Genomic DNA, 12,534 nt, shown 5'->3' with positions numbered 1-12,534 from the left:
TTATTGTAATGTAGCACTTGTTATTGTTACGTCACCGTTTCCACTACCTAATGAACAGCCAAAAGATATACTTTCACCCTTTGCTAAATTAGGCTGCCATGATGGGTTTGCCACTGTATAGACTTCTCCATTTTGGCTTATCATTTCTGCATTCCAAACATCAGTAATTGGACGATTGATTGTAAATGTACATGTCCATCCATTTAAGTCTTTACCCGTTGTGTTTGTTACTGTAATTTCAGCCGTTGCACCCTCTCCCCAATCTGACATAACTTTTATACTTACATTTGCATTACCTGCTGGTTCTAATGGTGTTGAAGGCTCTGTTGGTACCGTTGGCTCTGTTGATGTATTAGGTCCGTCACAAGCTTCAAATACCCATTGCTGGCAAGTATTTTTATAATATGTCCATTGACAAACATTTGAACCATCTGCTGTTCCAAAGTTATAGACATCTAATGACTTTGTATCTATAGATGCCTTAGTCAATAGACCATAAATATTGTTAGCCCCAGCTGATACGACTTTAAACATTTGCGGACTTAATCCATTGGCTGTATACACTTGAATGTTCGTACCATTTTCATTCTTTCCGCAATCTACATCCAACATATAACCAGTCCCATTTTTAAGTGTTACATAACCCTCTCCTACATTGGTTAAATACCATTTCTGACCTGCAACACCTGTTCCAGTAGCAATCTCTACGTTTTGTCCATTTGCACCTGTATTATCTTGTACTTGAAGATATTTTTGAGCATTTGTATTTTTAATATAATACCAACCATCATTTAATGTAACATAGTCTGTCACTGTTGTATCTGTTGGTGTTCCTGGATTTGTTCCTGGTTCTGTCTGTGCCCCTGATGATAATGTACAAACAAATGTTGAAACACTATTAGCAGGTAATTGTGCCCAGAAACTATTTGCTGTTGCTTCCATATTAGATGTTTTTGCCAAGTTTTCATTTGCTGAAGTTCTATAACGATCTACACTTTGAATACTACCATTATTAATCGCAAACTTTTGTGTGACTGCTGATGTTCCCTTATTGATTGCTACAATAACTGCTTTATTATCTCCCTTATATGCAGATACATAAACATCAGTGGCTGGATTCTTTGTAGCCTCAACTCTTACATAACCTGGACGTACAAACTTAGAATATTGTGCCATGCAATAGCCACGTTTACTAATCGTACCATCCTCTTTCATAGGACCATATTGTCTGCGAATATACCACCAAACATAAGCCTGAAAATCCCCTTCAACTAAGGCATTGTGCATATTATATGAAACCTCTATTGCTTCAGGCCAGCGGTCAGCAGAATCAGCATCACTATTAGGAACATATACTTCTGTCATCCAAAGGTCTTTTCCAGCTCCCTTTTGTTTAAATAAAGGATAAGCCATATTGCTTACTTGTGTTCCATAAAAATGTGCCCCTAAAATATCCATATTAGCAAGTGCTTTTGCATCATTTAAGATTGGATCTGACATATTCTTTAAATAAGAAAATGACTCTGGTGCTATAACCTTGCAGTCAATTGAGCCTGCATAATTTTTCATAAAGTTAAGCATTTCTTCTGGTGTCCACCATGTCCAAGTATGTGCATAATCAGGCTCATTTTGAATAGAGATTGCATATAAGTCAACCCCATTATTCCTCATATACGTCACAAAATCATTGAGATATTTTGCATAATCTGCATACTTGCTATATTTAAGACGTTTTTGATTTGCTACACCATTGCGCGTAAAAGTTTCTACCATATCGCTTGGTGGGTTCCATGGTGAAGCAAATACAATGGCACCATTTGCAATAGCAGCTTTAGCTGTTTCTAACTCCTTATACCAATTGTTTCTATTTTCATCTACATGAATTCTTAAAATAGAAAATCCCAACTGATTTTCTTCATTTCCAAAAGCTGTTTCTCTTTGTGCAGAGGTTAAATCACCTATCCAAGTCGTATGATTCATTCCACCAAAACCACGGATTACCTGATTTTCTGATGCTAAATTAATTGTTACATCGCTTGCTGCAAAAAGATTAACGGGTGGCAGCACCCCTAAAACCATTGCAATCATCATAAGTCCTACTAATAACTTATTAGCTAGAGTTTTCTTTAAAGTTCCTAACATCTTCTCATCTCCCTTAATTATTAATCTAGAGTTTCCTTTACTACTACGCTCCTTTCTTTTTAGATTTATCTAAAGCACATTTTCATACTTATAGGTCTTATTATATATTTAAATATTCGTTATTTAAATAATTTTGTATAATATGCACTATTTTCCTTTACATTATGCTAAACATCACAAATTTGAACAAACCTCTACTCTGCATCAAATAAAAAAAGTGTTGCGAAACTATTTAACTCGTTTCACAACACTTTCTTTTCCTTTAAATTCTTTGTTGCCATAGGCCATCATTATTGCAATAGAAGTATAATGTGCCGCGTTGCATCCTTGGAAATCTGACCGCTGGATTTTGTTCTGGATAAAGCTTAATGAGCAGTACACGGTCGCTACATACATAAGCCACAAATGAAATATAATGTGCTTTCGTCATATCATGATTAAAGGTAATATAATAATCATCTTCGATTTCTTCTATTTCTAAGGCATGTGCCTCATCTACTGGTTTTGCTACAAGTGCTGTAAGCTTTCTCCCACAGCATGAAATTTCACCTTCACCTGTGCCATTAATCACATTGCCACAGTTAGGGCATACATAAAATTTAATACGTTTCATATTCCCTCCGTCCATTTCATTAGGGGTTAAGTCCCCTAGTAAAATTTTTTCTACATTTACACCTAATACGTTTGAAAGTTCGCTTAGTAAAGAAACATCAGGGCAACCTAGTCCTCGTTCCCACTTTGAAATGGTTTTATCACTAATTCCCATTGCATCTGCTACTTGTTTTTGTGTCATATTTTTTTCTTTACGTAAGCTATAAATTAACTTTCCTACTTTTATACAATCCATCTAGGTCACCTCCATATACTAAGCATACCTTTATCTATATTTTAATACAATAAACGCTCCGTAGAGTTTCGGGGATTTTTTCTACTTTATAAGTAAAACAAGTGTTCCAGCTACAATCGCTACAAGTCCTACAAAAGCCTTCTTTGTAAGCTTTTCCTTTAAGAAAATATAAGAAAAGGCAATTGTTACAACGATACTTAACTTATCAATAGGGACTACAATACTTGCCTCTCCCTCTTGTAACGCTTTATAATAGCATAACCATGAAAGACCTGTTGTAATACCTGATAGGCAAATAAACACCCAGCTTTTCGGGTCAATCTTTTTAATCTCTCCTTGTTTCTTAGTCACAAAAACAACAATCCAAGCCATCACTAAAACTACAATTGTACGAATAGCTGTACCTAGATTAGATTCAACGCCACTAATACCTATCTTACCTAATATAGAAGTAAGGCTGGCAAATACAGCTGATAAAAGAGCATAAAAAAGCCATCCTTTACCCTGTACAGCCTTTTGCATGCCTTCCTTTTTAGTAATCATTAAATATGTACCTATTCCAATACCTACAAGGCCTATAAACTTCGTTAAACTAATTGCTTCTCCCAAAATAACACAAGCTAAAAGCATTGTAAGTACTGTACTTGATTTATCAATAGGTGTTACCTTATTCACATCACCTAATTGTAATGCCTTGAAATAACATAGCCATGAACCGCCTGTTGCAAGTCCCGATAAAATTAGAAATGTTAATGTCTCCTTACTCACCTCATTAATCGTATTAAATGAGCCTACCACAAATACCATGAGCCATGAAAAAACCAATATTACAATTGTCCGAATCGCTGTTGCTACATTAGAATCTGTATCCTTAATTCCTATTTTCGCCAATATTGCTGTAACTCCAGCAAAAAGGGCTGAACCAAAAGCATATACAAGCCACATCTTAAATCCCTCCTTTATTTCAATATGTATTCAGCATATTAATAATTATCCTACTCAGATAGCCCTCATAGAATATTAATTTCTCCCCTCATTATACCACAAAGCCCACACCCCGAGTTACACAACATTCCTTTAAAATCTGCCCAAAGGTGCCAGCCCCCACAGCCGTTTTCATGGCATCTTACCCACTCAACAAAAAATGGCTGTAGCACTTTTAGTGCCACAGCCATCTTCAATTTATTTAATAAGTCCTTCACTAGTTGTTTGAACTGTAATCTCATTGTTTTGAAGTTTTTCATATACTTCGTTAATTGTATTCATTGTGTTTTCACTTAAGTTTGGATTTTCACTTGGAAGACCAACGCCATTGTTTGTTACACCATATTGAAGGATTTGTCCACCTGGGAAGTTCCCTTCTTCTTCAAGTTTAATCATATCATAAACTGCTGTTCCTACATTTTTAAGTGCTGATGTAAGGACAACTGAGTTATTACCTTCATAAATACCATCTGCATATTGGTCTGCATCTACACCAATTACCCAAACCTTATCTCCTGCTGCAGCTCTTTCTCTGGCTTCTTTGATTACACCAGAACCTACACCACCAGCTGCACTGAAGATAACATCTACACCACGATCATACATTTGCGCTGCAATTTGTTGACCTGCTGCTGCATCTGTAAATGTTCCTTGGTAAACGAAGTTTTTATCTTCCATTGTAATATTTGTACCTAAATTTTCATTTGCATAGGCAATCCCTTGTTGGTATCCCCAGTTAAATCTTTGAATAACATCTGTTTCCATACCACCAATGAATCCTGCATTCGCTTCTTGTAATTCAACGGCTGCTGCAATCCCTGCAAGGAATCCTGCTTCTTGTTCATTGAATAAAATAGATACTGTATTATCAGCTACTTTTTCTTCTCCTGTAGTTGAATAAACAGTTGAATCTGTAATTACGAATTTAGCATCTGGATATTTTGTTTGTGCTTCAAAAATAGATGTTGCAAATTTAAATCCTGATGCCACGATGAATTTGTATCCACCGTCATAGAGGTTTCCGATTTCTTTCATAAGCTCTGGCTCTGTTGCACCAGCTGGTTTTAAGTATTTAGAACTTACACCAAAGTCTGCTTGCGCTCTTTGAATACCTTCCCATGTTAATTGGTTGAAGGATTTATCATCAATTGAACCTAAGTCTGTTACCATCCCTACTTTTGTGTCAGATGCTTTACTGCTTTCTCCTGCTGCGCTCCCGCATCCTGTAAATACTGTCATTGCTGCTAATGTTCCAGCTACTGCTTTAATAAACTTCTTTTTCATTGTGCCTATCTCCTATGTCGTCTTGTTGTTTATTGTTTCTTTTTCAGTCGCCATATAAGTTGCACCGTATAATGTACATAGAAATAGTTAACTTATTGTTATAAGTAATGCCAAATCTATCGTAGTCAAATCATTTGAGGTGATTTGGTAGAAACTGTTGAACCATATTTTCAACTCTATACGATGTGCTTATGGGATTATTATAATACTTGAAACTTCTCTTTTTGTCTATGCTTATATGAATGTTTAAATTTTAAATTTATTTTACAAATTTTTTATTTTAAAATCCTTAAGTTCTTATTTCATTTGGCTCATATCATAAGTCGTCTCAAACACTTTACCATTTACAACCCAAACATCTTCAAAATTAGGGGCACCATCTTCTCCTGCATCACATACGATATAATCTCCCTCGCCATGTTCTACTTCAGGTCTATTAGCAATTAATATATCTCCCCAAGCAGTATGTATTTCTACTTGTGTTTCTTTTGGTACAAACGCCGCAAATACTGGTTTCCCTGCCTTTGTCTGAAGTGTAATATATGTATCTGGCTCAAAGTCTTCCGCTGTTAATTCACTACCATCTACTTTTGTATATGTTTTAAGCACCTTCTCCATAGGTGTCACCCAAAGTTCTCCTACAGTTCCTTTTAAGATTACATCTACCTCAGGTTCTGCTATATAATCTGCACCTTCTAATACATTCGTTACTTCTTCTCTTTTCGATACAACTTTTCCTTCTATTGTATAACTTACTTTAGCTGTTGGTTTAAAATCTTCTTTATCAATATCCTCTAAAGTCAACATTTCATTTGCTACTTGTGTACTTTCAATTGTTGTATCTACTACTGCCTTATCATCTGTCGCACTACATCCAGTAAAAATCATTAATGCTGTTAATCCTATCATTCCTACTTTGTTCATTAAATGAAGTTTCATAATTTCAAGTCTCCTATACCGTCTTATACTTATTCAAAAATTTACTATTTTTGCATTAAAATCAGTATAGCACAAATCGAACATTAATTTCAATATATTCAACATAGTTCGGTTTTTTCACTAGATTACCTGTTTTTGCGCCCATTTACCACTTAAAAATCTATAGGTAAATATTATCCCGCGAACGCTCCAGTCTGCAAACATTCCAATCCATACTGCAATAGGACCAAAGCCCCATACCTTACATAAATAAATACACAGCGCCACACGGCAAAGCCACATTGTTGCTGTCGAAACAATCATTGAAAATTTCACATCTCCAGCGGCTCTCATACCATATGCTGGTATAAAGGATAATGCCCAGGAAATTGGTTTTGTAATAGTAATAAATATAATCATGTTAAAGCACATTCTAGCACTTTCTACATCCATCTTGCCAAGTATCGTTACAGGCTTTGTAATTAAAAGAACAAATAAACATGATACAATGATTGCCACCTCAGCATACCCTGTTAGCTTCACAATATAATACTTTGCCTCTTCTTTTCTTCCAGCTCCCATACATTGACCGACTACAGTCATAAGACCTATACCAATGCCAACTGCTGCAATCCCATTAACAGACTCCAAAATATTTGTCATTGCTTGTGCTGCAATAGCTACAGTCCCTAACTCTGATACTGTTGACTGAATCACAAGCTTGCCAAATTGGAACATTCCATTCTCTATTCCAGCTGGAATACCAATAGCTAATATCATTCCTATCAGATGAAAATCTGGTCTTATTTTTAAGTACTCATTAATAACAATGGTTTGTTTTGGCTTATGTAAAAAGTAAAAAATAACAACTGTACAAAAAATTCTTGAGATTAATGTTGATAATGCAGCGCCTGCCACACCCATCTTAAACCCAAAGATTAAAATAACATTTCCCACTATATTTAGGAGATTTGATATCACCGATACTTTCATTGGAAACTTAGAATTACCACCTGCTCTATAGAAAGCTGAACCTGCATTGAATAATGCTATGAAAGGATATGATAACACTGTAATTAGAAAATAAACCATTGAATTACTCATCACATCAGCTTCTACCCTTCCAAAAATCAATCGCAGTAACCATTCACGCCCACTTAGCCCTACTATGGTTAACGCGAGTGAAATGACAAGCATTGATAAAAATACCTGCTTTGCTGCCTTATTGCACCTTTCCACATCTCCTCTTCCTAGGCACTGCGAACATATGATGGTAGCACCGGCTGCCATAGCAGAAAATACTTGAATCACTAATGTATTGATTGCATCTACTAAGGAGACTGCTGAAATAGCTGCCCCTCCCACAGTACTTACCATCATTGTGTCCGCCATTCCCATAAAAGAATTTAAAAGCTGCTCAATAATAAGTGGAATGAGTAAAACCCATAAATCCTTATTACTAAACAACCGTTGTTGCTCATTAACTTTCGAGTGATCATAAAGTCTATTTCTTAGTGCTACTAACATGCTGTTCCTTCTTCCATTTTATCTTTTTGTTTATTATCAATCTTATTTGTTGCCTTGCCTCTTAATGTCCATTAAAGTAACCTTAGGATTGTGATATCTCTTTCGATTCTTTAGTCCAAATACATTACTGCGCATTGCCTTTTGAGGACACCAATGAAAACATGCCCAGCATTCTGTACAATTAGTGCCATGTATAGGTCTTTCATCAACAACCTGAATATTATCAAGAGGACAAACTTGTGTACAAAGTCCGCATCCTGTACAATTTGATGTAACCTTAAACTTTGTCATATAGTCTAGTTTATCTCGTACTTCGGATACGAATGTAGGCGTTACCTCTGCTATTTTTCCTTTATAAGAAATTTCCCTTTGCCCGATTCTTGTTGCAATCTGTTTAAGTTTTGAGGGTATCTTTTGAACTTTTTTCTGTTCAATAAACTCAGGCAATGGTACACAGTTACCATGTACTTGAATGACTTCTCCTAACGAAAGACTCTGCCCCTTACTTACTAATGCACCACTAATACTCGCGAGCCCACCTTTATCAGCTAGGCTACAATTCGTTACTGCAAATATATAGGGGTCATTGGCAAACTCTAGCTTTAATAGAAATTCTTTAGCGAACCATGGGATATCACCTAAATAGACCGGAAAAACAAAGCCTACTATATCCTCTGCAATATTTACTTCCTTCTCCTTTTTAAAATCAGCAATTGAAATTACTTCTCCCTGGTCTCCTAGATAATCATTGAGTTCTCTAGCTATTGCCAGCGAATTTCCTGTCCCAGTAAAATAAAATATCTTCATAAGAATCCCCCTTCTTATCCTATATCTATCTCTTCATTTATTTTTCCTTTGAATGCTTGCCTATCTTATTATTTATAAAATTAGTACCTCTCTATTGTATAATGCTTTATATTTTAATTCTATTACTTTTTATTAACAAATCAGAAATATTCTTTCATTTGTATATCCGTCATAACTTACATTTGGGTTGCAATATATAGTACAACAGCATCTTTAAAGTTTCTTGGATTATATCCACTAAGCTTACCTATACGGTCTAATTTATACTGCAACGTATTTTTATGTAGGAATAGCCTTTTTCCCGTAGCTGCTAAAGACATATTTTCCTCATAGTAAATACGTAGAATTTCCTTATCTTCGTTAGATAGGCAAGCTAGTGTTTTATTAATATACTTTTCTTTAATATTTTTATCTAAGCTTCCTATAATAATTTCTAAATCTAAATTCTCAAAAATTGCAATTCCTTCTTCTAGGGCTTTCATACTTTTTACAGCAATTTCACTTGCTTCATAGGATTCTGCTAAATGATAAAGCCCTTGACTTGTACCTATCCCAACTTGAATAAGGCCTTCATTTGATGCGACAAAACTCTCTAGGGCATGTAATGTACTGGCCGTATTTTTGTCATAGATTATCAGTACATATTCATTTGGATAATTATATGAATACAGTAAAGCCTGAATACCATGAAATAACCTATGCAGCTTTTGCTCCATAAGTGAAATATTCATCTCCTTATGCCTTGTATTTAATTTAATGGCAATGACCTTAAAGATATCTTTTTCACTGATTTTAAGTTCTTCTAGACATTCTGCTAAGTATTCTCTATTTATAATTTCGCCTTTTAAAAGCGTTCTCACTATAAAGTCATTTTTTTCTTTTTGAGAACGATTGAAGGCCTCTAGTTCCTGCTCACGAATAAGAAGCTTCGTAATACGCACTGCTAGATAAGCATATTGACGCACTTTCTCTGGTTCACCTGTAATACCAATAACAGATAATAAGGCCCCATTATGAAACACAGGAATATTGACACCTTTTTGAGTCCCTTCAAAACTATTATCTTCAGCAACTTCTATGGTTGTATTTGTTTTTGCAACTTTAAAACCTATTTCATGAAAATCACCAATGCGTGCTTCATTCGTACTTGCATAAATAATGCCATTCTCATTTATAAAGTTAATATCATGACCACAGACATCTTTCACAGTATCTACAATCTGTTTTGCCATTTTCTTGTTTATTTTTACACCCATATTCCTTCTCCATCACCTATCATTTTATTTAATATAGATTAACATATCATTTTTCATAAGACTAGATAAGACATGTTGCCCATAACATAAAAGTGCAAAATATATCACAAAAATATGTTATATAGAACATTTATCTCCTTGTTTATTAACATTATAATACAAGTATAAACACCGAGGAGGAATTTAGTTATGAACGTAGTTATTGCGATTGATTCATTAAAGGGTAGTCTTTCATCTATGGAAGCTGGTTATGCAATTAAAGAAGGTATAAAAAAAGTAAGTCCAACTGCAAATGTTACAATACGTCCACTTGCTGATGGCGGTGAAGGAACAGTAGAAGCCTTAGTAGATGGTATGAATGGTACTTTAAAGGAGGTCGTAGTAACTGGTCCTCTAGGTCATCCGGTTACATGCAGTTATGGTATACTCTCTAAAAGCCAAACTGCTCTCATTGAAATGTCAGGTGCTGCAGGGATCACACTCATTACAGCAGACGAAAGAAATCCACTCCACACCACAACTTATGGGGTGGGAGAAGTTATTAAAGATGCCATTACAAATGGCTGTCGTAAATTCATTATTGGCATTGGTGGCAGTGCTACAAATGATGGCGGCATAGGTATGCTTCAAGCCCTTGGCTTTGAATTCTTAGATCATGAAGGAAAACAAGTAGCTTTCGGTGCTAAAGGTTTAAAAGATATTGTTAAGATTTCTGCTGAAAATGCACTTCCTGAACTTAAAGACTGTACATTTAAAATAGCCTGTGATGTAACAAATACTTTATGCGGCGACTATGGTTGCAGTGCTATCTATGGACCACAAAAAGGGGCTACACCTGAAATGATTAAAGATATAGATAGTTGGCTTAATGACTTTGCCGTGCTTGCTAAGAAAAGCTTTCCTAAAGCAAATCCGAATCAAGCGGGTACAGGAGCTGCAGGCGGTCTTGGCTTTGCCTTTCTCAGCTTCACCAATGCCGTGCTTGAATCAGGCATCAAATTAATTCTTGAAGAAACAAAACTTGAAGACTATATCAAAGATGCAGATATCGTCATCACTGGTGAAGGACGTCTTGACGAACAAACAGCTATGGGGAAAGCCCCTATTGGTGTTGCAAGACTAGCTAAAAAATATAACAAAAAGGTACTTGCTTTTGCAGGTTGTGTAACCCCTGATGCTACAGAGTGTAATAAACATGGGATCGATGCATTCTTTCCTATTCTTAGAAGACTCGTTACGCTAGAAGAAGCTATGGAAAAAGAAACAGCCACAGCTAACTTAACAGATACAGTAGAACAAGTCTTTAGATTAATTACTTTGTAAATCTTTCAATGTAAATTTATATAACTTTTTTAAATCTATACACTAAGAGAAAGGGCATAAAGCTGATACATTCTATACACTTTCAATTCTCACCTCTATTAGCTTTATGTAATGGTTCCATATGAATTACGATTTTACAACATTAGGTGCATTAGTAGGGCTTACCCTTGCTATCATTCTTATTATCAAAAAAGTCCAACCTGCTTATAGTTTAATTATTGGTGCTTTAGTGGGCGGGCTCGTTGGTGGTGGTGGTCTTGATACTACTGTCGCTACTATGATTTCAGGTTCACAAGGTATGATTTCATCTGTTCTTCGTATTATGACATCAGGTATCCTTGCTGGTACACTTATTAAAACAGGTGCTGCTGAAAAAATTGCCGATGTGATTGTAACGAAGCTTGGTGAAAAACGTGCAATTATTGCTATCACTATTGCTACAATGATTATTTGTAGTGTAGGTGTATTCGTTGATATCTCTGTTATTACAGTTGCACCTATCGCACTTGCAATCGGGCAAAAAGCTGGACTTAGCAAAGCTTCTGTTCTTCTTGCAATGCTTGGCGGCGGAAAAGCTGGAAATATCATCTCACCTAACCCAAATACCATTGCAATCTCAGAAGCCTTTAATGTAGATTTAACATCTCTTATGATGAAAAACTTAGTACCAGCACTTTGTGCTATGGTTGTGACAATCATTCTTGCTTCTCTTGTTGCTAAGAAAAAAGGAACAACTATTACAGCCGCTGACCTTGAAAAAAGAGATTCAGCTGACTTACCATCATTTCTTGCCGCTATTGCGGGACCTGTAGTTGTTGTCATCTTACTTGCACTTCGTCCACTTTGTAAAATTACAGTAGACCCACTTATTGCCCTACCAGTTGGTGGTATCGTTTGTGCCCTTGCAACAGGTAAAATCAAACATACTAGAGAATATGCTGAGTTCGGCCTTAGTAAAGTAATCGGTGTATCTGTTCTTTTAATCGGTACAGGAACACTTGCAGGTATCATCAAAGCTTCAGCGCTGCAATATGATGTCATCAACTTACTTGATGCCTTCCACCTTCCAGCATTCATCCTTGCTCCAATCGCAGGTATCTTAATGGCCGGTGCAACCGCATCTACTACAGCAGGTGCAACAATTGCATCTCAAACGTTCGCATCAACACTTTTAAGTGCAGGTATCCCAGCCCTTTCAGCAGGTGCAATGATTCACAGTGGTGCAACAGTGATTGACTCTCTTCCACATGGTTCATTCTTCCATGCTACAGGGAATGCAGCAAATATGGGATTCAAAGACCGTCTTAAACTTATCCCATTTGAAGCATGTATCGGTCTTACAAGTACAATCGTTGCTACAGTTATGTATTTAATAGGCATGTAAAATAAATAATCATAAGCGTAAACTTAAAACTAAATCTTTCCAGTAACAAAAATAATAAAAAT

The 12,534-nt window shown here is 35.9% G+C and carries 10 protein-coding genes and 1 riboswitch; of the genes, 2 read left to right on the top strand and 8 right to left on the bottom strand.

Annotated features, from left to right (window positions below; all coding sequences use genetic code 11):
- From xynC to AC1VAQ_RS15850, 8 genes are all read right to left on the bottom strand, one after another.
- Positions 1–2,142 (bottom strand): glucuronoarabinoxylan endo-1,4-beta-xylanase XynC, encoded by a 2,142-nt coding sequence (xynC, locus tag AC1VAQ_RS15885; RefSeq protein ID WP_302596830.1) that lies wholly within the window; start codon positions 2,140–2,142, stop codon positions 1–3.
- A 262-nt stretch (positions 2,143–2,404) separates the two neighbouring features.
- Positions 2,405–2,989, bottom strand: a complete 585-nt coding sequence (locus tag AC1VAQ_RS15880) for a helix-turn-helix domain-containing protein (RefSeq protein WP_302596831.1) — start codon at positions 2,987–2,989, stop codon at positions 2,405–2,407.
- 81 nt (positions 2,990–3,070) lie between these two features.
- Positions 3,071–3,934, bottom strand: coding sequence for an EamA family transporter (locus AC1VAQ_RS15875; RefSeq protein WP_302596832.1), 864 nt, complete (start codon positions 3,932–3,934; stop codon positions 3,071–3,073).
- A 237-nt stretch (positions 3,935–4,171) separates the two neighbouring features.
- Positions 4,172–5,257, bottom strand: a complete 1,086-nt coding sequence (locus AC1VAQ_RS15870; RefSeq protein WP_302596833.1) for a BMP family lipoprotein — start codon at positions 5,255–5,257, stop codon at positions 4,172–4,174.
- Positions 5,258–5,359: 102 nt separating this feature from the next.
- Positions 5,360–5,461: riboswitch (purine riboswitch) on the bottom strand.
- Positions 5,462–5,554: 93 nt separating this feature from the next.
- Positions 5,555–6,196 (bottom strand): hypothetical protein, encoded by a 642-nt coding sequence (locus AC1VAQ_RS15865; protein WP_302596834.1) that lies wholly within the window; start codon positions 6,194–6,196, stop codon positions 5,555–5,557.
- A gap of 120 nt (positions 6,197–6,316) precedes the next feature.
- A complete protein-coding gene (locus AC1VAQ_RS15860) occupies positions 6,317–7,702 on the bottom strand; it encodes an MATE family efflux transporter (RefSeq protein ID WP_302596835.1) in 1,386 nt (461 codons plus the stop codon).
- A gap of 42 nt (positions 7,703–7,744) precedes the next feature.
- A complete protein-coding gene (locus tag AC1VAQ_RS15855; protein WP_302596836.1) occupies positions 7,745–8,509 on the bottom strand; it encodes an EFR1 family ferrodoxin in 765 nt (254 codons plus the stop codon).
- Positions 8,510–8,685: 176 nt separating this feature from the next.
- Entirely contained in the window at positions 8,686–9,741 is a 1,056-nt protein-coding gene (locus AC1VAQ_RS15850) for a CdaR family transcriptional regulator (RefSeq protein ID WP_479904179.1), read from the bottom strand.
- 213 nt (positions 9,742–9,954) lie between these two features.
- Between AC1VAQ_RS15850 and AC1VAQ_RS15845 the strand changes: the two genes are divergently transcribed.
- Together AC1VAQ_RS15845 and AC1VAQ_RS15840 are read left to right on the top strand one after the other, a co-directional pair.
- Complete coding sequence (locus tag AC1VAQ_RS15845; RefSeq protein WP_302596838.1) at positions 9,955–11,088, top strand: glycerate kinase family protein; 1,134 nt, start codon at positions 9,955–9,957, stop codon at positions 11,086–11,088.
- A gap of 121 nt (positions 11,089–11,209) precedes the next feature.
- Complete coding sequence (locus AC1VAQ_RS15840) at positions 11,210–12,472, top strand: GntP family permease (protein WP_302596839.1); 1,263 nt, start codon at positions 11,210–11,212, stop codon at positions 12,470–12,472.
- The last annotated feature ends 62 nt before the right edge of the window (positions 12,473–12,534 follow it).

The sequence above is a fragment of the Cellulosilyticum sp. genome (genome assembly GCF_982396655.1).
The sequence above is the reverse complement of the archived record's forward strand: the minus strand, read 5'-3'. Positions and strand labels throughout refer to the sequence as shown.